Raw genomic sequence first — 24451 nt, forward strand, 5'->3', positions numbered from 1 at the left:
CGGGACGGCAGGGGCGGGGGCGGCAGGCCCGGCGGGCGGACGTTGGGCAGAAGTCATGGACTATGAAATAAATAGCTGAAAGCGCAGACTGTATAAGGGCCAGACCCCGATTTCATGAATAAATGGGCGCCCCTAGGCACAGGGGTGCGGGCCTCAGGCCGCTGGCCGGTGCCCGGCCAGGAAAAGCGTCCACCGGCGGGGCCCGCGGACATGGTAGCCCTGCGTCCCGTCGCCCGCCAGGGTGCGCAGCTGCACCCGCACGGCGGCATGGTCGACGCCTGCGGCGGCGGCGCTGAACCCCAGATTGTGCGCGAGGTCGATCGCCGGGCGCGCGCGGGGGTATCGTCCGCGCCGGTGGGCATGCCGAACACGAGGGGCCTGTCGATCTGGAGCCCTCCGACCGGCAGGCGCGCGGGGCGGCGGCTCGGGCAGGGCGAGGCTGCGCAGAGCCCTGGGCCGGGCCCTGGCAGCCGCCCTGACCGCGTGCCCGACCGCGGCACAGCGCTCTTGTTTGTGTAGCTGTTTGCGCAATATGCATCAGTGTTTCAGGCCTTTTTGACCTGAAAATCCCGCGAGCGCAGGGCCTCCAGGTCGAGCACCCGCAGGCCGCCGTACTCGACGCGGATCGCGCCCTGCGCGTCGAGCGCCGCCAGGGCCTCGTTGACGCGCTGGCGCGACAGGCCGACCAGGTAGGCCAGTTCCTGCTGCGTGATGCGCAGCACATCGCCCACGCCGGGGTAGAGCACGGGGTGGAACAGCGCCGCGAGGCTGCGCGCCACGCGCACGTCGGGGTTGGTGATGCGGTCGATCTCGCGCGCGGAGATGAACTGGCCCAGGCGCTCGTTGAGCTGGTGCATGACGAAGCGGTTGAACGCAATCGAATGGTCGAGCAGCCAGTGGAAGGTGTCGATGTGCAGGCCCGCCACCACGCTCTTGCGCAGCGCCTGCACGTTGTAGCGGTAGGGCTCGCGCTTGACGACGGTTCCCTCGCCAAACCAGCCCCCCGGCGGCAGGCCGGCAAAGGTCATGGTGCTGCCTTCGGCGTTGTCGTTGCTCATCTTGAGCAGGCCCTCGACCACGCCGAACCAGTAGGTCACGGGCCGCCCGACCCGGCAGACGTAGTCGCCCGGCAGCGCGTCGCCCACCAGCAGCGCCGCGAGTGCGCGCTCGCGCTCGTGCGGCTGCAGCGGCGCCCACCAGGGGATGCCCTCGATCTCTTCGGCGGTGGGGGGGCGGCGGCGCTGGTGCAGCGTCAGGTCCTGGCTCATGGCGTGTGCAAAACAAAAAAGGGGCGCAGGGTGGTGCGGCGGCAGGCCGCATTGTCGGCACGAAGCCAGGGCCGTGCCCGGCGTGTTCACACCGCACCCGGCCGCAGGCCCAGGGTTTCACCTTCCGGGGCTTACCCCTAAATTGTCGTCGTGTGGACAAGATAACGTCAAAGCCAAACCTACTATCGGCGTTCACCAGCCCGCGTGGTGCACGCCGCAGCCCCCGCCGCGCCCGCCCTTGAACACCTGAGGACACGGAATGACCACCACGTTCCCGCAACTGCTGCTCCAGCACGCTGCCGAGCGCCCCGGCGCCGCGGCGCTGCGCGAAAAAGAATACGGCATCTGGCAGACCCACACCTGGGCCCAACTGGCCACCCTGGTTGAACAGGTGGCGGCCGGCCTGCACCTGGCGGGGCTGCGCCGCGGCGAACACCTGGTGGTGATCGGCGCCAACCGCCCGCGCCTGTACGCCACCATGCTGGCGGCGCAGGCCGTCGGCGCCATTCCCGTGCCGCTGTACCAGGACGCCGTGGCCGCGGAGTGCATCTTCCCGCTCAACAACGCCGAGGTCCGCTTCTGCGTGGTCGAAGACCAGGAGCAGGTCGACAAGCTGCTGGAGATCCGCGCGCAGTGCCCGGCCATCGCGCACATCTACTACGACGATCCGCGCGGCCTGCGCAGCTACAGCGAGCCGGGCCTGGCCTCGTACGAGGCGCTGATCGAAGCCGGCAGCGCCTTCGTGCACCAGCACCCTCAGTGGCTGCGCAGCGAGATCGCCCAGATCCAGAGCGGCGACGTGGCGGCGATGTTCTTCACCTCGGGCACCACCGGCAACCCCAAGGGCGTGGTGCACACGCACGCCACGCTGATCGACCGCGCCAGCGCCGGTGCCGAGTTCGACAAACTCACCAGCGCCGAGGAGGTGCTGGCCTATCTGCCGCCGGCCTGGATCGGGCAGAACATCTTCAGCTACGCGCAGTGGCTGGTCTGCGGCTACGTCGTCAACTGCCCCGAGTCGGCCGCCACCGTGACCATCGACCTCAAGGAAGTCGGCCCGACCTACTACTTCGCGCCGCCGCGCATCTTCGAAGGCCTGCTGACCAGCGTGATGATCCGCATGGAGGACGCCGGCCGCCTCAAGCGCGCGATGTTCTCGGCCTGCATGGCGCTGGCCAAGCACGTCGGTCCGGCGCTGATGGACGGCGAGCCGGTCGGCCCGCTCGACCGCGCCCGGTACGCGCTGGGCAACCTGCTGGTCTACGGCCCGCTGCGCAACAACCTGGGGTTTTCGCGCGTGCGCGTCGCCTACACGGCGGGCGAGGCCATCGGCCCCGACCTGTTCAGCTTCTACCGCTCGATCGGCATCAACTTGAAGCAGCTCTACGGCTCGACCGAGACCGCCGTGTTCGTCTGCCTGCAGCCCGACAACCAGGCGCGCGCCGACACCGTGGGCGTGCCGATCCGCGGCGTGGAAATCAAGGTGGCCGAGAACGGCGAGATCCTCGTCAAGTCGGCGGGCCTGCTCAAGGAGTACTACAAGAACCCCGCGGCCACGGCCGAGGTGCTGACAGCCGACGGCTGGTACCACACCAGCGATGCCGGCTTCCTCGACGCGCACGGCCACCTGAAGATCATCGACCGCGTCAAGGACGTCGGGCGCCTCAAGGGCGGCGCGAACGACGGCGCCATGTTCGCGCCCAAGTACGTCGAGAACAAGCTCAAGTTCTTTCCGCACATCAAGGAGGTGGTGGCCTACGGCGACGGCCGCGAAAAGGTCTGCGCCTTCATCAACATCGACTTCGACGCCGTGGGCAACTGGGCCGAGCGCCGCAACCTGCCCTATGCCGGCTACACCGACCTGGCGCAGAAACCCGAGGTCTACCAGCTGATCCAGGAATGCGTGGAGCAGGTCAACGCCGACCTCGCGGGCGACGCGCTGCTGGCCGGCAGCCAGGTCAGCCGCTTCCTGGTGCTGCACAAAGAGCTCGACGCCGACGACGGCGAGCTCACGCGCACCAACAAGGTGCGCCGCGGCTTCATCGCCGACCGCTACAGCGCGCTCGTCGATGCGCTGTACGCGGGGCGCACCGAGCAGTACATCGAGACCCAGGTCAAGTTCGAGGACGGCCGCACCGGCAGCGTCAGCGCCACGCTGCGCATCTCGGACGCCAAAACGTATCCCAGCATGCGGAGCGCCGCATGAAACCCGCTCTCCACCCGCCCGAGAAGCCACACGCCATGACCACCAAGAAGATTGGCGACGTCATCCTCGACGTCAAGAACCTCAGCCTGCGCTTTGGCGGCGTCAAGGCGCTGACCGACATTTCGTTCGACGTGCGCGAGCACGAGATCCGCTCGATCATCGGCCCCAACGGCGCGGGCAAGAGCTCCATGCTCAACTGCATCAACGGCGTCTACACGCCGTCCGAAGGCTCGATCACCTTCCGCGGCAAGACCTTTGCCCAGATGAGCTCGCGCCAGGTGGCCGAGATGGGCGTGGCGCGCACCTTCCAGAACCTGGCGCTGTTCAAGGGCATGAGCGTGATCGACAACATCATGACCGGTCGCAACCTGAAGATCCGCAGCAACATCCTGCTGCAGGCGCTGCGCATCGGCCCCGCCGAGCGCGAGGAAATCCGACACCGCGAGTTCGTCGAGCACATCATCGACTTCCTCGAAATCCAGGCGTTCCGCAAGACGCCCGTCGGCCAGCTGCCCTACGGCCTGCAAAAACGCGTCGACCTGGGCCGCGCCCTGGCCATGGAGCCGCAGGTGCTGCTGCTCGACGAGCCCATGGCCGGCATGAACGTGGAAGAGAAGCAGGACATGTGCCGCTTCATCCTCGACGTGAACGACGAATTCGGCACCACCATCGTGCTGATCGAGCACGACATGGGGGTGGTGATGGACATCTCGGACCGCGTGGTCGTGCTCGACTACGGCAAGAAGATCGGCGACGGCGCACCCGACGAGGTGCGCGCCAACGAAGACGTCATCACGGCCTATCTGGGCACGTCGCACTAAGGACCACACCATGGGCTTTTTTCTCGAAACCCTTTTCGGCGGCCTGATGGCGGGCATGCTGTATTCGCTGATCGCCTTGGGCTTCGTGCTCATCTACAAGGCCTCGGGCGTGTTCAACTTCGCGCAGGGCTCGATGGTGCTGTTCGCGGCCCTGGCGATGGCGCGCTTTGCGGAGTGGATTCCGCAGTGGCTGGGCTTTGACAGCCTGCTGCTGGCCAACCTGCTGGCGTTCATTGCGGCGATGCTGGCGATGGTCGTCGTGGCCTGGCTGATCGAGCGGCTGGCCCTGCGCGGCCTGGTCAACCAGGAGGGCATCACGCTGCTGATGGCGACCCTGGGCATCGGCTACTTCCTCGACGGCTCGGGCCAGCTGCTGTTTGGCAGCGCCACCTACAAGATCGACATCGGCATGCCCAAGGACCCGATGATCGTGCTCGAGAACCTGTTCGAAGGCGGCCTGCTGCTGAACAAGGAAGACCTGATCGCCGCCCTGATCTCTGCCGTGCTGGTGACGCTGCTGACGGTCTTCTTCCAGAAGACCCGCACCGGGCGTGCCCTGCGCGCCGTGGCGGACGACCACCAGGCGGCGCAGTCCATCGGCATTCCGCTGGCGCGCATCTGGGTCGTGGTCTGGTCCATCGGCGGCATCGTCGCGCTGGTCGCCGGGATCATCTGGGGCTCCAAGCTGGGCGTGCAGTACTCGATCTCGCTGGTCGCGCTCAAGGCCTTTCCGGTGGTGATCCTGGGCGGCCTCACCTCGGTGCCGGGCGCGATCCTGGGCGGGCTGGTCATCGGCGTGGGCGAGAAGCTCTCCGAAATCTACCTGGGCCCATTCGTGGGCGGCGGCATCGAGAACTGGTTCGCCTACGTGCTGGCGCTGGCCGTGCTGCTGGTGCGGCCCCAGGGCCTGTTCGGCGACAAGATCATCGACAGAGTCTGAATTTTGCGGGACGGATCAAGATTTGCGCAGCGAATTTGCTCGGTCCCCAACTGATTAAGGGCATCCATGTTTTACCGAGAAAATGGCCAGTTCAAGAGCAGCTACCGCGCCGACGCCGCGCTGTTCCCCGTCGCGCAGGACCGCTGGGCCCTGCTGGCGCTCGCCGCCATCGCGTTCATCGCCGTGCCGCTGGTGACCAGCGACTACGCGTTCCGCGCCGTCATCATTCCGTTCCTGATCCTCTCGCTGGCGGCGATCGGGCTCAACATCCTGGTCGGCTATTGCGGCCAGATTTCGCTCGGCACCGGCGCCTTCATGGCGGTGGGCGCGTATGCGGCCTACAACCTGCAGGTGCGCATCGACGGCATGCCGCTGCTGCTGGCGCTGATTGGCGGCGGCCTGTGCGCCACGGTGGCGGGCGTGCTGTTCGGCATTCCCAGCCTGCGCATCCGCGGCCTGTACCTGGCGGTGGCCACGCTGGCCGCGCAGTTCTTCATGGACTGGTTCACCAACCGCGTGAAATGGGTCACCAACGACTCGTCCTCCGGCTCGGTCAGCGTCGGCTCGCTGAGCATCGCGGGCTTCAGCTTTGACACGCCGGCGCAGAAGTACCTGTTGTGCCTGAGCTTCGTCGTCGTGTTCGGCCTGCTGGCCAAGAACCTGGTGCGCGGCGCCATTGGCCGCGAATGGATGGCCATGCGCGACATGGACGTGGCCGCCAGCGTGATCGGCATCCGGCCCGTGAACGCCAAGCTCACGGCGTTCGCCGTCAGCAGCTTCATCGTCGGCGTGGCCGGCGCGCTGTGGGGCTTCGTGCACCTGGGCTCGTGGGAGCCGGCGGCCTTTGGCATCGACAAGTCGCTGCAGCTGCTGTTCATGATCATCATCGGCGGCCTGGGCTCGATCGCCGGCAGCTTCTTTGGCGCCGCCTTCATCGTGCTGCTGCCGCTGTTCCTCAACTACGTGCCGCACTGGCTGGGCATCCCGCTGTCGACGGCCACGGCCTCGCACCTGGAGCACATGATCTTCGGCGCGCTGATCGTGTTCTTCCTCATCGTCGAGCCGCACGGCCTGGCGCGCCTGTGGTCCACGGCGCGGCAGAAGCTGCGGCTCTGGCCTTTCCCGCACTGAGCGCCTGCACCCCTGTTTTTCCCGTAGACCCAAGCAACCACCATAAAGGAGACAAGCCATGCAACTGAAAAAAATCGCCATTGCCGCCGCCGTCGCGGCCACGGGGCTTTCGAGCCTGGTCACATCCACGCTGGCGCAAGCCCAGGCGGCCGAGCAGTTCATTCCGCTGCTGGTCTACCGCACCGGCCAGTTCGCGCCGCTGGGCATCCCATGGGCCGACGGCAAGCAGGACTACCTCAAGCTGGTCAACGCGCGCGATGGCGGCGTCAACGGCGTGAAGCTGACCTACGAAGAGTGCGAGACGGCCTACGACGCGGCCAAGGGCGTGGAGTGCTACGAGCGCCTCAAGACCAAGGGCACGGGCGCCTCGGGCTTCGATCCACAGTCCACCGGCATCACCTTCGCGGTGACTGACAAGGCCTTCGTCGACAAAGTCTCGATCGAAACCATGGGCTATGGGCTGTCGCAGTCGGTCGACGGCACGGTGTTCGAATGGAACTTCCCGCTGCTGGGCACCTACTGGACCGCAGCCGACGTGATGCTGCAGGACATCGCGAAGAAGGAAAAGGGCAGCCTCAAGGGCAAGAAGATCGCGCTGGTCTACCACGACTCGCCCTACGGCAAGGAACCGATCGCGCTGCTGCAAAAGCGCGCCGCAGCCGAAGGCTTCGAGCTGGCGCTGTTCCCGGTCACGCCCCCGGGCGTGGAGCAGAAATCGACCTGGCTGCAGATCCGCCAGCAAAAGCCCGACTACGTGCTGTTCTGGTCCGCCGGCGTGATGACCCCCGCCGGCATCCGCGAGGCCCAGGCCAGCGGCTACCCGCGCGAGAAGATGTACGCCATCTGGTGGGCGGGCTCCGACCACGACGTGAAGGACCTGGGCGCGGGCGCCAAGGGCTACAACGCGGTCACCATCCACAACAGCGCCGCCAAGGATGGCGTGCACGACGCGCTCAAAAAATTGGTCTACGACAAGGGCCAGGGCACCGGGCCGGTCGGCAGCGTGGGCACGCTCGCGCACACGCGCGGCATGATGATTTCCATGCTGCAGGTCGAGGCGATCCGCGCCGCGCAAGAGAAATACGGCAAGGGCAAAGCGCTGACGCCCGAGCAGGTGCGCTGGGGCTATGAAAACCTGGACCTCACGGCCGCGCGCCTGAAGTCGCTCGGCTTTGGCGAAATCATGCGCCCCATCAAGACCTCCTGCAGCAACCACATGGGCACCGACTGGGCGCGCATCGTGCAGTGGGACGGCGGCAAGTGGAACATCACCTCTGACTGGTACCAGGCCGACAAGACGCACATCGACCCGCTGGTCAAGGAGTACGCGGCCAAGTACGCCAAAGAAAAGAACATCACGCCGCGCAACTGCAGCTGATGCCCTCCGTGCGCTCCGCCCCCTTGCGGGGGTGGGCGCTTGCCTCCCGTCTTTCCCGGAACGCTCCATGGACTCCACTGCCCTCCCAGCGCCCGCCACGCTGCTCAATGTCAACGGCATCGAGGTCATCTACAACCACGTGATCCTCGTGCTCAAAGGGGTCTCGCTGCAGGTGCCCGAGGGCCGCATCGTCGCCATCCTCGGCGGCAACGGCGCGGGCAAGACGACCACGCTGCGCGCCGTCTCGAACCTGCTCAAGGGCGAGCGCGGCGAGGTCACCAAGGGGTCGATCGAGCTGCGCGGCGAACGCATCGAAGACCTCTCGCCCGCCGACCTGGTGCAGCGCGGCGTGGTGCAGGTGATGGAGGGGCGCCACTGCTTCGCCCACCTGACCATCGAAGAAAACCTCCTGACCGGCGCCTACACGCGCTCCAGCAAGGCCGAGATCGCCGCCAACCTGGAGAAGGTCTACACCTATTTTCCGCGCCTGAAAACGCGCCGCAGTTCGCAGGCGGCCTACACCTCGGGCGGCGAGCAGCAGATGTGCGCCATCGGCCGCGCCCTCATGACCAACCCCAGCATGGTGCTGCTCGACGAGCCGTCGATGGGCCTGGCGCCGCAGATCGTCGAAGAGGTGTTCAACATCGTCAAGGACCTCAACACCAAGGAAAAGGTCACCTTCCTGCTGGCCGAGCAGAACACCAACATGGCGCTCAAGTACTCGGACTACGGCTACATCATGGAAAGCGGCCGCGTCGTCATGGACGGCGCCGCGCGCGACCTGGCCAGCAACGAGGACGTCAAGGAGTTCTACCTCGGCATGGGCGGCAGCGAACGCAAGAGCTTCAAGGACGTCAAGAGCTACAAGCGCCGCAAGCGCTGGTTGGCATGAGAAGCCCCCTGTGGCGCTGCGCGCCTTCGCCCGAGGGGGACGCCACCCGTGGCCTGGCAAAGCCAGTTCCACGGTGACGCTGGGATGGGGCCGTGGCGGTTTCAATGACTGCGCCGCAAATACAGAACAAGACTCCTGATTTCATAGCTTCTTGCGCTTTAGCAGTAAGCGTTAGAGGCCATTTTCATTCAAAACCACCGCCTAGGAACCCATGGCATGAACCCGTTTTATGACGCCCTGGAAACCCGCGACCCGTCAGCGCGCGAGGCGGCACTGCTTGCCGCACTGCCCCCCCAGGTGGCCCATGCGCGCACGGCATCGCCCGCGTTCGCCCGCATCCTGGCCGACACCGACCCCGCCGCCATCACGAGCCGCGCCGCGCTGGCGCGCCTGCCGGTCACGCGCAAGTACGAGCTGCTGGAACGCCAGCAGGCCGGGCGCGCCGACAGCGCGTTTGGCGGTTTTGCCGCGATCGGCTTCGGCGCCGCCATGCCGCGCGTCTTTTGCAGCCCCGGCCCGATCTACGAACCCGAGGGCGTGCGCCGCGACTACTGGCGCATGGCGCGCGCGCTGTACGCGGCCGGTTTCCGCGCCGGCGAGCTGGCCCACAACAGCTTCAGCTACCACTTCGTGCCGGCCGGCGCGATGATGGAAAGCGGCGCCCATGCGCTGGGCTGCACCGTGTTTCCCGGCGGCACCGGCCAGACCGAGCAGCAGGTGCAGGCGATCGCGCAGTTGCGCCCCGCAGGCTACATCGGCACGCCGAGCTTTCTCAAGCTGATCCTCGAAAAGGCCGCCGAACTGCAGCAGCCCCTGCCGAGCCTGACCAAGGCCCTGCTGTCGGCCGAGGCCTTTCCGCCCTCGCTGCGCGACTGGTTCGCTGCGCGCGGCGTGGCCGGCTACCAGTGCTACGGCACGGCCGACCTGGGCCTGATCGCCTATGAGACTGCGGCGCGTGAAGGCCTCGTGCTCGACGAGGGCGTGATCGTCGAGATCGTGCGCCCGGGCACGGGCGACCCGGTGCCCGAGGGCGAGGTCGGCGAGCTGGTCGTGACCACGCTCAACCCCGACTACCCGCTGATCCGCTTCGGCACCGGCGACCTCTCGGCCGTGCTGCCGGGCCCCTGCCCCACGGGCCGCACCAACACGCGCATCCAGGGCTGGATGGGGCGCGCCGACCAGACCACCAAGGTGCGCGGCATGTTCGTGCAGCCCGGCCAGGTGGCGGCGATTGCGGCGCGCTTTCCGCAGGTGCTGCGCGCGCGCCTCGTGGTCAGCGGCGAGATGGCCAACGACCAGATGGTGCTGCGCGTGGAAACCACCGAAATCGCCGCGGGCCTGGCCGAGCGCCTGCAGGACGCGATCCGCGAAGTCACCAAGCTGCGCGGCGAGGTCGAGCTGGTCGCGCCGGGCTCGCTGCCCAACGACGGCAAGGTGATCGAGGACGCGCGCAGCTACCGCTGAGGCCGGCGCCCGGTGAATTCCTTTTTTGATAGCTTCAAGCGCTGGCCAGTCAAGCGTTTCAATCATAAAACGCTTGAAAAAAATCGGTCCCGAGCTAAGTGCTTTCCAGCATGCGCGAACCCGCAGACCCCCCTACGATGGCGCGTTATTTAAGGAACCCCGATGAAAACCCTGCTGAGCTTTACCCTTCTCGCCATCGCAGCCGCCACCAGCGCTCAGGCCCAGGACTTTCCCGCCAAGGACAAAACCATCACGCTGGTCGTTCCGTTCGCCGCCGGCGGCCCCACCGACCGCGTCGCGCGCGACCTGGCCGAGGCCCTGCGCAAGCCCCTGGGCGCCAACGTGGTGGTGGACAACACCGCCGGTGCCGGCAGCTCGATCGGCGCCGCGCGCGTCGCGCGCGCCACGCCCGACGGCTACACGCTGCTGCTCAACCACATCGGCATGTCCACCATGCCGGCGCTCTACCGCAAGCTCTCGTTCAGCGTGCCCAACGACTTCGAGTACCTGGGCATCATCAACGACGTGCCCATGACGCTGATCGGGCGCCCCAACCTGCCGGCCAACAACATGCAGGAGCTGACCGCCTGGATCCAGCAAAGCAAGGGCAAGATCAACCTGGGCAACGCCGGCCTGGGCGCGGCCTCGCACCTGTGCGGCCTGATGTTCCAGAGCGCCATGAAGGTCGAGATGACCACCGTGCCCTACAAGGGCACCGCCCCGGCCATCACCGACCTGATCGGCGGGCAGATCGACCTGCTGTGCGACCAGACCACCAACACCACGCCGCAGATCGAGGGCAAGAAGGTCAAGGCCTATGCGGTGACCACCTCCAAGCGCCTCACCACGCCCGCGCTCAAGGACCTGCCCACGCTGGCCGAGTCGGGCGTGAAGAACTTCGAAGTGACCATCTGGCACGGCCTCTACGCGCCCAAGGGCACGCCGGCGCCAGTGCTGCAGAAGATCAACGACGCGCTCAAGGTGGCGCTCAAGGACCCCGACTTCATCAAGAAGCAGGAAGGCCTGGGCGCGGTCGTGGCCACCGACAAGCGGGTCGAGCCGGCCGAGCACAAGAAGTTCGTGCTCGCCGAGATCGACAAGTGGGGCGCAGCCATCCGCGCCGCCGGCACCTACGCCGACTGAAGCCCGCGCCCGCGCCGTGACCCGCCGCCTGCATTCGAACGGATGCAGGCGGCTTTTTCATGGCAGGCGGCTGCGCGCCGCCCGCGCTGCCGCGCATTCCGTCCTGCCCCGCACCGTTTGACCCCCTCGAAAGGAACGCCATGCCCCACCTTCCGCACCGCGCGCCGCGCCGCGCCCTTCTTGCCGCAGCCGCCCTGGCCTGGTGCAGCGCCGTCCTGCCCACGGCGGCGCAGGCACAGAGCGCCTGGCCTTCCAAGCCCGTGCGCATCGTCGTGCCGTTTGCGCCCGGTGGCACCACCGACCTGCTGGCGCGCGCGCTGGCGCCCGAGCTCACGCGCGCGTTCGGCCAGCCCTTCATCGTCGACAACCGCGGCGGCGCCGGCGGCAACATCGGCGCCGAGGCCGTGGCCCGGGCCACCCCGGACGGCTACACCCTGCTGATGGGCACCGTGGGCACGCACGGCATCAACCGGGCGCTTTACGCCAAGCTGCCCTACGACCCCATCAAGGACTTTGCGCCCGTCACGCTCGTGGCCGCCGTGCCGAACGTGATGGTGATGAACACCGAGCGCGCCAAGGAGCTGGGCATCGCCAACGTGGCCGACTTCATCCGCGTGGCCAAAGCCCGGCCGGGCAAGCTCAACATGGCGTCGAGCGGCAACGGCACCTCCATCCACCTGGCCGGCGAGCTGTTCAAGAGCATGACCGGCACCTACATGCTGCACTTCCCGTACCGCGGCTCGGGGCCGGCGCTGATGGACATGGTGGGCGGCAACATGGATGTGATGTTCGACAACCTGCCCTCGTCGATGCCGCAGATCAAGGCCGGCAAGCTCGTGGCGCTGGCCGTGACCAGCGCTGCGCGCTCGGGCGCGCTGCCCGACGTGCCCACGGTCGAGCAGGCCGGCGGCGCCGCGCTCAAGGGCTACGAGGCCAGCTCCTGGTTCGGTCTGCTGGCGCCGGCCGGCACCGCGCCCGACACGGTCAACCGCCTGCAGCAGGAGGTGGCCAAGGCACTGGCCACGCCGGCCGTCAAGGAAAAGCTGCTGGCACAGGGCGCGATTCCCGGCGGCATGGCGCCGGCCGAATTTGCGCGCCACATCGACGCCGAACACCGCAAATGGGCCCACGTGGTGCAGGCCTCGGGCGCGAAGGTGGACTGACTTGCGCGCCAGCGCCGCGCTCGCGCGCGGTCTGCAGCACCCTGTTGCTTGTCAGGCGCCCCAGACCACGTCGTGGCCGCCCTGGGCGCTGCGCCGCAGCATGTCGATGAACGGCGCGGCGCGCTGGCGCAGGCTGACGAAGTCGCTGCGCGGTGCCTCCTCGCTGTCCTGCGTGTCCGCGCTGCCGTCCTGCGCAGCCTCTGCGGCCGCGGCGGCGCGTTGCGCGGCTGCCTGGCGCTCGTCCTCGGCCACGGCGGCCTCGAGCGCCGCCACGGCGGCCGGGATCTGCGCCACCGTCACGATGCCGCTCGCGGCGGGCTCCTTGCCGATGATCTGCAGCAACCTGCGCCCGTGGGGCTCGAGCAGGATCAGGTCGGCGGTAGAGCGGGATTTGAATTTGTAGAGCATGGCGGACCCTCGGTATACATGTAACTGCGGTTGAAAGGATACGCGGACTGCGCCCCCGCCAGGGCCCCGGTGGCGACGTCGCCGTCGGGCCGCGCCGCCAGGATCTGGTGCAGCGCGATCCAGCCGCGCTCAAAGCCCATGGCGCTGCCGGCAAGGTACAGCCGGTAGGCCTGCAGCACACGCTCGGCGTGCTGCGCGCCCCCGTGGGCGGCCAGCACGCTGCGCGCCTCGTCCAGGCGTGCCTCAAGCGCATCGGACCAAGCCCACAGCGTGCGCGCGTAGTGGGGCCGCAGGTTCTCGGTGTCGCCCATCTCCAGGCCCGCGGCCGCCATCTCGCCCAGCACGGTGCCGACATGCAGCAGCTCGCCGCCGGGGAAGATGTATTTCCCGATGAAGTCGCCCATGCCCGCGCCCAGCTGGGTGTTTTCGGTGCCCCCGGCCGTGATGCCGTGGTTCATGACCAGGCCGCCGGGGCGCAGCAGCGCGCGCACGGTGGCGAAATAGGTCGGCATGTGCGCGCGGCCGACATGCTCGAACATGCCCACCGACGCGATCTTGTCGAACGGCTGCGCCGCCTGGAACTGCCGGTAGTCGCACAGTTCCATGCGCACGCGGCCCTGCAGGCCGCGCGCGGCGATCAGGCCCTGCACGTGGGCGTGCTGGTTGCGCGAGAGCGTGATGCCGGTGGCGTCGACGCCGTAGTGTTCGGCGGCCCACAGCAGCAGGCCGCCCCAGCCCGCGCCGATGTCCAGAAAGCGCTCGCCGGGCCGCAGCATCAGCTTGCGGCAGATGTGGTCGAGCTTGGCCTCCTGCGCCTGCGCCAGGGTCATCGCGCTGTTGCGGAAATAGGCGCAGGAGTACACGCGCAGCGGATCGAGCCACAGCGCATAGAACGCATCCGAGACGTCGTAGTGGAACTGGATCTGGCGCGCATCGCGCTCGGGCGTGTGCGCCGCCAGCGACCTGGCGCGTTGCAGCGTGCGCCCCCACCAGCCCACGTTGCTGTGCGCCGGGTTGCCGGGCAGCAGCGCCGCGGCGGCAGCCATGAGGTCGCGCATCGAGCCCTCGAAGCGCACGCGGCCCTCGACGATGGCCTCGGCCAGGGAGCCGATGTGGCCGCTGGCCAGGCTGGCCAGGCTGGCGGCGTCGTTGAACATCAGCGCCACCGCGGCCGGGCGCGGGCCCAGGCGTTCGCCCGAAGGCAGCTGCAAGGCCACGGGCAGCGGCAGCTGCGCCAGCCGCTGGACAATTTTTTCCTGGATGAACGGCACGGCCATGGCCTCCCTTTCCTGGGCTCCGCAGGTGCGGGCGTTTTCGGATGCGATCGCAGGCCACACCGTACACTGCAGCGCCCATTCCTGCCAGCCTTCCGTGCCCTGAGCGTCCACCGCCGTGCCGGGCCGTGCGGCCCCAGCAGCCCGGGCCGGGCTGCGCTGCCTTAGGCGCCGGCTGTTTTCAGGCGCCAAATCCGTCTCAAACGCTTGCCACACGAACGTTGGAAGCTATGAAATAAGAAGCAACGCAGGACCGCCGCACCGCCTGGACCCCAGGCGCGGGATGCCCGCGGTTTTATGATGCGCTGCCGCACCGGCCGGCCACAGCGCCAGCCAGTCCTTTTTTCCCCGATCCGGAGCCCTCCCGTGCCTGCCATCCACTTCCACCGCCCCCACGACCTGGGCCTTGCCCGCGCGCGCCAGGCCGCCCGGGCTTGGGCCGACAAGGCCGCGCAGAAATTCGGCATGGAGTGCACGTACGAAGCCGGTGACGCACAGGACACGCTGCACTTCCGCCGTGCGGGCATGGACGGCACGCTGCAGGTGCGCGCCGATGGGTTCGAGCTGGCGGCCGAACTCGGTTTTCTGTTCGGCGCCTTCCAGGAGCGCATCGAAGCGGAGCTGAGTGCGCAGTTCGATGCGCTGCTGGGCACGCAGGGCGAGGCCGCGCCAGGGCAGGCCTGAAGGCGCGGTGCCGCAGCCGCGCCGCCGGGTCGGCGCTCACGGCCACGGCAGCGCGCCGAGCGCTCAGCTCAGTTCGGCGATCAGGTCGATGTACTGCTGCTTGGCGGCATCGGCGTCCGTGCCCTTGAGCTTGCTCCAGGCATCCCACTTGGCGCGGGCCACCACGTCGGAGAAGCCGGGTTTTTTCTCGGTGTTGTCGCCCACGCTGGCCTGCTTGTAGAGCGCATAGATCTTCAGCAGCGTCACGTTGTCGGGGCGCTCGCTGAGGTTCTTGGACTGGGCCACGGCGGCTTCAAAAGTGGCGTTCAGGTCGGCCATGCGGAATGCTCCTTGGGGTTGGGTGGGGGAAAACCGGGCGCCGCGGCGCCTCCGCGTCGTATCTTACGGCGCGCCGAGGGCCGCCATGGGCGCCCGGCACAGCGGGCCGCGCCCCACCCTCCAGCGCAGGACCGGACCCCTGGTGGTGCACCCCTTTCCCGGGCCACCGCGCGAGCGCGCGCAGGCAGGTCGGATAAATTTGATAGCTGACAACGCTTGCCCTGCATGCGTTAGCGGCCCAAAACCCTAGGAAGACAGACCCTGCACCGCCTGGAACATCGCCTGGCGCGCCTGGCTGATGATCTGGCCTTTCCAGGCATCGGTGTCGGTGTAGAACGCGGCGCGCATCTGTTCCTTGATGGCACGCGCCTGCGCGGCGGGCGCCTCCGGGTGCAGCTGCAACCACTGCTCGGCGCGCAGCGCGTCGAGCACCTCGGCCACGGGCAGGGTGCCGAATTCGAGCGCCAGGCAGGTGTCCTCGGCCTGCGGGCACTCCTCAGGCAGGCACAAGGCCATCAGCCCGGTCAGGAAGGCGGACGAAGACGTTCCGTCGTGCAGCGAAGTGACCGGCGTGGCGCCGCCGCCGCCCCACCATTGGCGCGCCCGCTGCACCGCCGCCGCATCGTCGCGCCCGACGAAGATGCGCTCGCCATATCCGCTCGGGCCCAGGCCCGTGTGCACATCGATCCAGGCCACGCGCGTGGCGCCTTGGCCGTGGCTGCGCAGCACCTGTCGCAAGGTCCGGTTGCTCCAGGTCGGCGCGGTGCCGCCGTAGTACAGCCCGTCGGCGAACTCGTGCTGGCCGCGCGTGATGGCGGCCTGCCAGGCGGCAGCGCCGTGCGCGGCAATGAAGTCGGCCACGGCCGCCGCGTTCTGCGGCGCGGGCGGCCACACGTCGGGCAGCAGCAGCGGGTGAACCGTGCGGTAGGCCGCGTTCACCGGCAGCGGCTGGCCGAAGTCCTGGAAGTTGCGGTTCAGGTCGACGTTCTCGTGCGTCGCGCGGCGCGTGTGCGAAAACCCGTAGGGGTTGAGCGCATGGAGGTAGAGCACCGCCACGCCGTGCGCGTGCGCCCAGTCGCGCCATTCGGCGTCGTGCAGCGCAAACACCTGCACGCCGCTGCCGCAAAAGCCCTCGACGCCGTGGCACCCGCTGCTGACGATGAGCAGCCTGTCGGCGTCCGCCGGGCCCTCGCGCACGGCATCCATCGCCAGGTCTTCGCCGGCGCTGCCGGCCAGCGGATGGCGGTGCGAGGCGATGCCCAGGCCGGCCGTCGCGGCGGCCTCGAGGAACTGCGTGCGCGCCCGCGCATAGGTCGGCGCGAAGGCCTCGGCAATGCCGATCATGCGGTTGCCTGTGCAGCGTCTTGTTGCTGGCCCAGCCAGGCTTCGGCCAGCCGCACCCAGTAGGTGGCGCCGAGCGGAATCAGCGCGTCGTTGAAGTCGTAGCTCGGGTTGTGCAGCGTGCACGGGCCGCCGCCGTGGCCCAGGGCCCGGTGGTCGCCGTCGCCATTGGCGATGAAGCAGTAGGCGCCGGGCTTGGCCTGCAGCATGAAGGCGAAGTCTTCGGCGCCCATGGTGGGCTCCTGCACCAGCACCTGATCGGCGCCGACGATGCGGGCCATGACACCGCGCGCCAGTCCGGCCTCGGCCGGCGAATTGATGGTCGGTGGGTAGTTGCGCACGAACTCGAATTCACAGGTGGCATCAAAGGCTGCGCAGGTGTGTTCAGCGATCTGCTGCATGCGCTTTTCGATCAGGTCGAGCACCTCGAGCGAGAAGGTGCGCACCGTGCCCTGGATTTCGCAGCAGTCGGGCACGACGTTGGTGGCCTCGCCCGCGTGGACCATGGTGACCGAGATCACGCCCGCGTCGACGGGTTTTTTGTTGCGCGTGATGATGGTCTGGAACGCCTGCACCATCTGGCAGGCGATCGGCACCGGGTCGACGCCGGTGTGCGGCATCGCCGCGTGGCCGCCCTTGCCGGTGATCGTGATCTTGAATTCGTTGGACGAGGCCATCACGGGCCCGGGGCTCACGGCCATGCTGCCCGCCGGCATGCCCGGCCAGTTGTGCATGCCAAACACCGCCTGCATGGGAAAGCGCTCGAACAGGCCGTCCTCGATCATCTCGCGCGCGCCGCCGCCGCCTTCCTCGGCGGGCTGGAAGATCAGGTAGACCGTGCCGTCGAAGTCGCGGTGCTGCGCCAGGTGCTGCGCGGCGGCCAGCAGCATCGCGGTGTGGCCGTCGTGGCCGCAGGCGTGCATCTTGCCGGGGTGGCGGCTCGCGTGCGCGAAGGTGTTGGACTCCTGCATCGGCAGCGCGTCCATGTCCGCGCGCAGGCCGAGCGCGCGCCCGCAGGCGCCGCCGTCGCGCCCGTGCACGGTGCCGACCACGCCCGTGGTGCCCAGGCCGCGGTGGACCGGAATGCCCCATTCGGTGAGCGTGGTGGCCACGAGGTCGGCGGTGCGCACTTCTTCAAAGCACAGCTCGGGGTGGGCGTGGATGTCGCGGCGCAGCGCCGCGATGGCGCCCGCCTGGGCGGCGATGGAGTCGATGGCGTTCATGGGTGTTTCCTTTGCGCGCCCAGTCTAGCCAAACCACCCGGTAAACGGGGTCGGGACAGGCCCGAGTCTCTGCGCAGGCCGCTTCATGGTGAAATGTCTGCCCTGCGCCCCGGCAAGCACTTTGCGCCACCACGAGCCCGCCGCCATGCCCACCACCGCTTCGTCCACCGACACGATCCAGATCCGCGGCGCCTGTCCGCACGACTGCCCCGACACCTGCGCGCTGCTGACCACGGTGGAGAACGGCGTGGCCACGCGCGTGCAGGGCAACCCGGCGCACGCGCAGACCGGCGGCGTGCTGTGCACCAAGGTGTCGCGCTACACCGAGCGCAGCTACCACCCCGAGCGCATCCTCACGCCACTCAAGCGCGTCGGCCCCAAGGGCCTGGGCCAATTCACACCCGTGGGCTGGGACGAAGCGCTGGCCGACGTCGCCCAGCGCCTGAAGGGCATTGCCGCGCGCAACTCCGAGGCCATCCTGCCCTACAGCTACGCCGGCACCATGGGCCTGGTGCAGGGCGAGAGCATGGACCGGCGTTTCTTCCACCGCCTGGGCGCCTCGCAGCTAGCACGCACGATCTGCGCCACCGCCGGCGGCGAAGGGCTCACCTACACGCTGGGCGCCAAGCAGGGCATGAAGGTCGAGTTCTTTGCCGAGTCGCGACTCATCCTGATCTGGGGCAGCAACCCGATCGCCAGCAACCTGCACTTCTGGCGCTATGCCCAGCAGGCCAAGCACGGCGGCGCGCGCCTGGTGTGCATCGACCCGCGCAAGACCGAGACGGCCGACAAATGCCACGAGCACCTGCAGCTGCGGCCCGGCACCGATGCGGCGCTCGCGCTGGCGCTGATGCACGAGCTGATCGTGCACGGCTGGCTCGATCACGATTACATCGCCCAGCACACCCTGGGCTGGGAACAGTTGCGCGAGCGCGCGCTGCAATGGCCGCCCGAGCGCGCGGCCGCGGTCTGCGGCATCCCAGTGGAGCAAATCACCCGGCTGGCGCGCGACTACGGCACGACCCGGCCCGCCGCCATCCGCCTGAACTACGGCATGCAGCGCGTGCGCGGCGGCGGCAACGCCACGCGCGCGATTGCCTGCCTGCCCGCGCTCACGGGCGCCTGGCGCCAGCGCGCCGGCGGCCTGCTGCTGTCGAGCTCGGGCCACTTTCCCGTGCAGCGCGCGGCGCTGCAGCGCCCCGACCTGCTGGCCGGGCGCCAGCCGCGCACGCTCAACATGGTGACCGTCGGCGACGACCTGCTGCGCGAATCCTCTGCCGCCTTCGGCCCCCGGGTCGAGGCGCTGGTGGTCTACAACAGCAACCCCGTGGCCGTGGCGCCCGACTCGGGCCGGGTGGTGCGCGGCTTTGCGCGCGAAGACCTGTTCACCGTGGTGCTCGAACATTTCCGCACCGACACGGCCGACTACGCCGACTACCTCCTGCCCGCCACCACGCAGCTCGAGCACTGGGACGTGCACCTGTCCTACGGCCACACCGACGTGCTGCTGAACCGCCCGGCGATCGCACCGCTGGGCCAGGCGCGTTCGAACGCGCAGATCTTCCGCGACCTCGCCGCGCGCATGGGCTTTGCCGAGCCCTGCTTTGCCGACAGCGACGAAGAGCTGTGCCGCCAGGCCTATGGCGAGCAGGTCGATTTTGGAGCGCTGCTGGACCAGGGCTTTGCGCCGCTCGCCCTGCCCGACGCGCCGTTTGCCGACGGCGGCTTTCCGACACCGTCGGGCCAATGCGAGTTCTATAGCGCGCGCCTGGCCGCCCAGGGGCACGACCCGGTGCCCGACCACCTGCCCAACCACGAGCTGCCCGGCCGCTCCTCGGCCTACCCGCTCACCATGATCTCGCCGCCGGCGCGCAACTTCCTCAACTCCACCTTCGTCAATGTACAGAGCCTGCGCGACATCGAGGGCCGGCCGCTGCTCGAGATCCACCCCGCCGACGCCCAGGCGCGCGGCATCGCCGACGGCGCCGTGGTGCGCGTGTTCAACGACCGCGGCAGCCACCGGTGCCATGCCGTTGTCAGCGAGCGCGCCCGCCCCGGCGTGATCCACGGCCTGGGCATCTGGTGGCGCAAGCTGGGGCTGGACGGCACCAACGTCAACGAGCTCACGGGCCAGGCGCTGACCGATCTCGGCGCCGGGCCGACGTTCTACGATTGCGCCGTGGAAGTGGAAGTCGCGCCCGCGAACGCCTGAGCCCCACCACCGAATTCAGTCAAAACTGGCCCAAACGCTTACCAGCTCTGCGCTGACAGCTATCAAAATGAGAAACACGGCTCCGCTGCAGCGCCACCCCGGGCGGGCACGGCCCGGTGCCGTGGGCCGGCACCAGCGCTCATTTATGCATAAAAGTCACAAGTTTCTGCGTTTTTACGGTATTTATGGCCACAAACAATTCGAATACAGTGGTACCTGTCCGCCCTGCCGGGCGCCCGCCGTTTGTGTTTTCCACCGTTTGAGGGTTTGTCCATGACCGCACGCACCACCGTCCACCGCCTGCAGGTAGCCACCGTCCTGCACCGCTTCATCGAAGACCAGGTCCTGCCCGGCACGGGCGTGGACAGCGCGGCCTTCTGGCAGGGTTTTGACGCCATCGTCGCCGACCTGGCCCCGCGCAACCTCGCCCTGCTGGCCGAGCGCGACCGCCTGCAGGCCGAGCTCGACACCTGGCACCGGGCCCACCCCGGCCCGATCACCGACATGGCGGCCTACCGCAAATTTCTCGAAACCATCGGCTACCTCGTGCCCGTGCCCGCCAACGTGCAGGCCACGACGACCAACGTGGACGACGAACTGGCCGTGCAGGCCGGCCCGCAGCTCGTCGTGCCGATCCTGAACGCGCGCTACGCGCTCAACGCGGCCAACGCGCGCTGGGGCAGCCTGTACGACGCGCTCTATGGCACGGATGCCATCTCCGAGGCCGATGGCTGCGACAAGGGCCCGGGCTACAACGAAAAGCGCGGCGCCAAGGTCATCGCCTTTGCGCGCAACTTCCTCGACCAGGCGGCGCCGCTGGCCAGCGGCTCGCACAAGGATGCGACCGGCTACCACGTGGAAGGCGGCCAGCTGGTCGCCACGCTGCAGGGCGGCGCCCGCGCCGGCCTGACGGACGCGGCCCAGCTCGTCGGTTTCCAGGGCGACGCGGCGGCGCCGACCTCGGTGCTGCTGGTGCACCACGGCCTGCACATCGACATCGTCATCGACCGCGCCACGCCCATCGGCTCCAGCGACGCGGCCGGCGTGGCCGACCTGGTGATCGAGGCGGCGCTGTCGACCATCCTCGATCTCGAAGACTCGGTGGCCGCCGTGGACGCCGAAGACAAGGTGCTGGGCTACGCCAACTGGCTGGGCATCCTCAAGGGCACGCTGACCGAGTCGTTTGCCAAGGGCGGCAAGACCGTGACGCGCGGCCTCAACCCCGACCGCGTCTACACCGCCGCCAGCGGCACCGGCGAAGTGCGCCTCCACGGCCGCTCGCTGATGTTCCTGCGCAACGTCGGCCACCTGATGACCAACCCGGCCGTCCTCTACACCGACGCCCAGGGCGCGCAGCGCGAGATCCCCGAGGGCATCCTGGACGCCGTCGTGACCACCGCCATCGCGCTGCACGACCTGCAGGGCCATGGCGCCAAGGGATTGCGCAACTCGCGCAAGGGCTCGGTCTACATCGTCAAGCCCAAGATGCACGGCCCCGCCGAAGTCGCGTTTGCCAGCGAACTGTTCAGCCGCGTCGAGCGGGTGCTGGGCCTGCCGGCCGACACCGTCAAGCTCGGCATCATGGACGAAGAGCGCCGCACCAGTGTCAACCTCCGGGCCTGCATCGGCGCCGCCGCCACCCGCGTGGCCTTCATCAACACCGGCTTCCTGGACCGCACCGGCGACGAGATGCACAGCGCCATGCAGGCCGGCCCGATGGTCCGCAAGGGCGACATGAAGACCTGCGCCTGGCTGCCGGCCTACGAAAGAAACAACGTGCTCGTCGGCCTCTCGTGCGGGCTGCGCGGCAAGGCGCAGATCGGCAAGGGCATGTGGGCCATGCCCGACCTGATGGCCGCCATGCTCGAGCAGAAGATCGTCCACCCCAAGGCCGGCGCCAACACCGCCTGGGTGCCCAGCCCCACGGGCGCGACGCTGCACGCGCTGCACTACCACCAGGTGCTGGTGCGCGACATCCAGATCGAGATGGAAAAGACCGACGTGGCAGCCGCGCGCGACGACCTGCTCACCGGCCTGCTCACCGTGCCCGTCAGCACCAACCCGAACTGGTCCGATGCCGAAAAGCAGCAGGAGCTCGACAACAACGCCCAGGGCATCCTGGGCTATGTGGTGCGCTGGGTGGACCAGGGCGTGGGCTGCTCGAAGGTGCCCGACATCCACAACGTCGGCCTGATGGAGGACCGCGCGACGCTGCGCATCTCTAGCCAGCACATCGCCAACTGGCTGCTGCACGGCGTGGTGACCGACGCGCAGGTGCGCGAGACCTTCGAGCGCATGGCCGCCGTGGTCGACGGCCAGAACGCGGGCGACCCGCTGTACCAGCCCATGGCCGGGCGCTTTGCCACCTCGGCCGCCTACCAGGCCGCATGCGACCTGGTCTTCAAGGGCCTGGAGCAGCCCAACGGCTACACCGAGCCCCTGCTGCATGCCTGGCGCCTGAAGGTCAAGGCCGGGCAGGCCGCATGACACTATCATTATTGATAGCTGCAAGCGCTTGACCCGTCAGCGTTTACGGCCCATTTCAATGACCATGGCGCCTGCGGGCGCCATTTTTATGCCTGTCGCCCGCCCTACACTGGGCGTCCATGACCTGCCCTGCCCCTGCCCCCGCCCCGCCAGATGACGCTGCCTGCCCGCTGTGCGGCCAGGCCAACCAGTGCGCGGTCGTGCAGGGCAAGCCCGCGGCCGGGTGCTGGTGCATGCACGCGCGCGTGGCGCCCGCAGCCCTGGCCGCCGTGCCGCCGCCCTTGCGCGGGCAGCGCTGCATTTGCCCCGTCTGCGCACGCAGCCCGGAACATTCCAGCGAACGCGGCAGCGACCGTGCGGGCACCGCTTTATGATCCCTTCCTTTCGTCCGAGACCCACGCCATGCCCACGTACCACATCGAAATGATGGAAGGCCGCACCATCGAGCAAAAGAAGAAGCTCGTGGAAGAAATCACCCGCGTCAGCGTCGAGGTGCTGGGCGGCTCGCCCGAATCGGTGGACATCCTGATCACCGACGTGAAGCGCGAAAACTGGGCCACTGGCGGCAAGCTCTGGTCGGAACGCAGCTGAGCCCGCGGCCATGAGCGGCCCCGGCTCCGCCGCTGCCCTGCGCGCGCGCCACGGCGAGCGCTACCGCTGGCTGCTGCTGCTGTCGGTGATGGTGGGGGTGATGGCGTCCATCATCTCGTCGACCATCGTGAACGTGGCGATCCCGGACATGAGCGTGCATTTCTCGCTCGGCCAGGACCGGGCGCAGTGGGTGACCTCGGGCTTCATGGTCGCCACCACGGTGTCCATGCTGACCACGCCGTGGCTGCTGTCGCGCTACGGCTACCGCACGACCTACGTGGCGGCCATGGTGCTGTTGCTGCTGGGCGGCGTTGGCGGCGGACTGTCGGGCTACTTCGGCCTCGTGATGGCGGCGCGCGTGGCCGAGGGGCTGGCGGCGGGCATCGTTCAGCCGATTCCGGCCGTGATCATCCTGCACGCCTTTCGGCCGCATGAACAGGGGCGGGCCAGCGGCATGTTCGGCATGGGCGTGGTGCTGGCCCCGGCCATCGGTCCCAGCGTGGGTGGACTGCTGGTGGACTGGTTTGGCTGGCGCTCGATCTTCTTCATGGTCGTGCCGTTTTGCCTGGCCTCGATCTGGCTGGCCTACAAGTACGTGCCGGTGAATGCGCCCGGCGGCATCCAGACCGACCGCCAGGGCGCATCGCTCGATTGGCGCGGGCTGATGCTGGGCACCGTGGGCACGCTGTGCCTGCTCAACGGACTGGTGGCGCTGCACAGTGGGTCTACCAGCGAGTGGATGGGGCTGCTGGGCGCGGCCGTGCTGGCCGTGGTGCTGTTCATCGGGTGGCAGCGCCACCAGATCGCGCAGGGGCGCGCCCCGTTGATGGACCTGCGCCTGTTCCGCTACCGCCAGTTCTCCATGGGCTGCATGGTCGCGTTCATCTACGGCACGGCGCTGTTTGGCTCGACCTACCTGCTGCCGGTGTTCATGCAACTGGGCCTGCAGATGTCGGCCTCGCTCGTGGGCACCACCCTGCTGCCCGCCGGCATCGTGCTGGCCTTGACCATTCCCCTTGTCGGCCGCCTGGCCGACCGGCAGCCCACGCACCTGTTGGTCATGACGGGCCTGGCCTTGCTGGCCTGCTCGTTCGCGCTGATGCTGCTCGTGGGGCTGCAGTCGGCGCTGTGGCTGCTGGTGGCATTCAGCGTGCTGGGGCGCATCGGCCTGGGCTTTATCCTGCCGTCGCTCAACCTGGGAGCCATGCGGCCGCTGGACAAGCCGCTGATTTCCCAGGGCTCGAGCACGATTGGCTTCGTGCGCATGCTGGGCGGCGCCACGGGCGTGAGCCTGTGCGGCATCGTGCTCGAATGGCGCCTGGGCGCGCATGGCGACTCCTTGTCCGCCGCCGCCAGCAGTACAGCGCGCGTGGCGGCCTTTGGCGAAACCTTCGTCATGCTCGCGGGCCTGTGCGTGCTGGCTTTGGTAGCAGCCTGGCAACTGCGCGAGGCACCCGCTCCAGCGGCGGCGCGTTCACGCTGAGCCTGCTCCTTCATCGGATTTTTT

General features: G+C 68.5%; 21 protein-coding genes. 15 read left to right on the forward strand and 6 right to left on the reverse strand.

Going from position 1 to position 24451, the window contains the following annotated elements:
• Positions 1 to 545: 545 nt before the first annotated feature.
• On the reverse strand, positions 546 to 1268 hold the full coding sequence (locus B2J86_RS16720; RefSeq protein WP_169169738.1) for a Crp/Fnr family transcriptional regulator: 723 nt from the start codon (positions 1266 to 1268) through the stop codon (positions 546 to 548).
• A 259-nt stretch (positions 1269 to 1527) separates the two neighbouring features.
• Between B2J86_RS16720 and B2J86_RS16725 the strand changes: the two genes are divergently transcribed.
• From B2J86_RS16725 to B2J86_RS16765, 9 genes are all read left to right on the forward strand, one after another.
• Positions 1528 to 3474, forward strand: a complete 1947-nt coding sequence (locus B2J86_RS16725; RefSeq protein WP_173026171.1) for a long-chain fatty acid--CoA ligase — start codon at positions 1528 to 1530, stop codon at positions 3472 to 3474.
• A 35-nt stretch (positions 3475 to 3509) separates the two neighbouring features.
• Positions 3510 to 4295 (forward strand): ABC transporter ATP-binding protein, encoded by a 786-nt coding sequence (locus B2J86_RS16730; protein ID WP_169169747.1) that lies wholly within the window; start codon positions 3510 to 3512, stop codon positions 4293 to 4295.
• Positions 4296 to 4305: 10 nt separating this feature from the next.
• A complete protein-coding gene (locus B2J86_RS16735; RefSeq protein WP_169169736.1) occupies positions 4306 to 5235 on the forward strand; it encodes a branched-chain amino acid ABC transporter permease in 930 nt (309 codons plus the stop codon).
• A 66-nt stretch (positions 5236 to 5301) separates the two neighbouring features.
• The gene (locus B2J86_RS16740) at positions 5302 to 6366 is read left to right on the forward strand and encodes a branched-chain amino acid ABC transporter permease (RefSeq protein ID WP_169169735.1); all 1065 of its coding nucleotides are present in this window, start codon (positions 5302 to 5304) and stop codon (positions 6364 to 6366) included.
• Between the two features lie 58 nt (positions 6367 to 6424).
• Positions 6425 to 7744: an ABC transporter substrate-binding protein gene (locus tag B2J86_RS16745; RefSeq protein ID WP_169169734.1), complete on the forward strand. Its 1320-nt coding sequence runs from the start codon at positions 6425 to 6427 to the stop codon at positions 7742 to 7744.
• Positions 7745 to 7811: 67 nt separating this feature from the next.
• On the forward strand, positions 7812 to 8636 hold the full coding sequence (locus B2J86_RS16750; protein ID WP_173026172.1) for an ABC transporter ATP-binding protein: 825 nt from the start codon (positions 7812 to 7814) through the stop codon (positions 8634 to 8636).
• A 216-nt stretch (positions 8637 to 8852) separates the two neighbouring features.
• The gene (locus tag B2J86_RS16755; protein WP_173026173.1) at positions 8853 to 10100 is read left to right on the forward strand and encodes a phenylacetate--CoA ligase family protein; all 1248 of its coding nucleotides are present in this window, start codon (positions 8853 to 8855) and stop codon (positions 10098 to 10100) included.
• Between the two features lie 162 nt (positions 10101 to 10262).
• Entirely contained in the window at positions 10263 to 11243 is a 981-nt protein-coding gene (locus B2J86_RS16760; RefSeq protein WP_169169731.1) for a tripartite tricarboxylate transporter substrate-binding protein, read from the forward strand.
• A 140-nt stretch (positions 11244 to 11383) separates the two neighbouring features.
• Positions 11384 to 12406 carry a tripartite tricarboxylate transporter substrate binding protein gene (locus B2J86_RS16765; RefSeq protein WP_173026174.1) on the forward strand — a complete coding sequence of 341 codons (1023 nt, stop codon included), beginning with the start codon at positions 11384 to 11386 and terminating at the stop codon, positions 12404 to 12406.
• 51 nt (positions 12407 to 12457) lie between these two features.
• Here the strand turns inward: B2J86_RS16765 and B2J86_RS16770 are convergent, their stop codons facing one another.
• Together B2J86_RS16770 and B2J86_RS16775 are read right to left on the reverse strand one after the other, a co-directional pair.
• Positions 12458 to 12814, reverse strand: coding sequence for a DUF1840 domain-containing protein (locus B2J86_RS16770; RefSeq protein WP_173026175.1), 357 nt, complete (start codon positions 12812 to 12814; stop codon positions 12458 to 12460).
• Positions 12775 to 14091 carry a class I SAM-dependent methyltransferase gene (locus tag B2J86_RS16775; protein WP_169169728.1) on the reverse strand — a complete coding sequence of 439 codons (1317 nt, stop codon included), beginning with the start codon at positions 14089 to 14091 and terminating at the stop codon, positions 12775 to 12777. Before B2J86_RS16775 ends, B2J86_RS16770 begins: the two co-directional genes overlap by 40 nt.
• Positions 14092 to 14454: 363 nt before the next feature.
• Here B2J86_RS16775 and B2J86_RS16780 point away from each other — a divergent pair, with 363 nt between their 5' ends.
• Positions 14455 to 14772, forward strand: coding sequence for a polyhydroxyalkanoic acid system family protein (locus tag B2J86_RS16780; RefSeq protein WP_173026176.1), 318 nt, complete (start codon positions 14455 to 14457; stop codon positions 14770 to 14772).
• 63 nt (positions 14773 to 14835) lie between these two features.
• Here the strand turns inward: B2J86_RS16780 and B2J86_RS16785 are convergent, their stop codons facing one another.
• From B2J86_RS16785 to B2J86_RS16795, 3 genes are all read right to left on the reverse strand, one after another.
• Entirely contained in the window at positions 14836 to 15090 is a 255-nt protein-coding gene (locus tag B2J86_RS16785) for an acyl-CoA-binding protein (RefSeq protein WP_169169726.1), read from the reverse strand.
• 246 nt (positions 15091 to 15336) lie between these two features.
• Positions 15337 to 16434, reverse strand: coding sequence for a M14 family metallopeptidase (locus B2J86_RS16790; protein ID WP_173026177.1), 1098 nt, complete (start codon positions 16432 to 16434; stop codon positions 15337 to 15339).
• Complete coding sequence (locus B2J86_RS16795; protein ID WP_173026178.1) at positions 16431 to 17654, reverse strand: M20 aminoacylase family protein; 1224 nt, start codon at positions 17652 to 17654, stop codon at positions 16431 to 16433. Before B2J86_RS16795 ends, B2J86_RS16790 begins: the two co-directional genes overlap by 4 nt.
• A 145-nt stretch (positions 17655 to 17799) precedes the next feature.
• Between B2J86_RS16795 and B2J86_RS16800 the strand changes: the two genes are divergently transcribed.
• The 5 genes from B2J86_RS16800 (at position 17800) to B2J86_RS16820 (ending at position 24427) form a co-directional block, all read left to right on the forward strand.
• On the forward strand, positions 17800 to 19866 hold the full coding sequence (locus B2J86_RS16800; protein WP_173026179.1) for a molybdopterin-dependent oxidoreductase: 2067 nt from the start codon (positions 17800 to 17802) through the stop codon (positions 19864 to 19866).
• Between the two features lie 273 nt (positions 19867 to 20139).
• Positions 20140 to 22353 (forward strand): malate synthase G, encoded by a 2214-nt coding sequence (locus tag B2J86_RS16805; protein WP_173026180.1) that lies wholly within the window; start codon positions 20140 to 20142, stop codon positions 22351 to 22353.
• Between the two features lie 119 nt (positions 22354 to 22472).
• Positions 22473 to 22727 (forward strand): cysteine-rich CWC family protein, encoded by a 255-nt coding sequence (locus B2J86_RS16810; protein WP_173026181.1) that lies wholly within the window; start codon positions 22473 to 22475, stop codon positions 22725 to 22727.
• A 28-nt stretch (positions 22728 to 22755) separates the two neighbouring features.
• A complete protein-coding gene (locus B2J86_RS16815) occupies positions 22756 to 22944 on the forward strand; it encodes a 4-oxalocrotonate tautomerase (protein ID WP_169636831.1) in 189 nt (62 codons plus the stop codon).
• 10 nt (positions 22945 to 22954) lie between these two features.
• Positions 22955 to 24427, forward strand: a complete 1473-nt coding sequence (locus B2J86_RS16820; protein WP_173026182.1) for a DHA2 family efflux MFS transporter permease subunit — start codon at positions 22955 to 22957, stop codon at positions 24425 to 24427.
• Positions 24428 to 24451: the final 24 nt, after the last annotated feature.

It is taken from the genome of Acidovorax sp. SRB_14 (assembly GCF_012932145.1).
Lineage (GTDB): Bacteria > Pseudomonadota > Gammaproteobacteria > Burkholderiales > Burkholderiaceae_C > Simplicispira.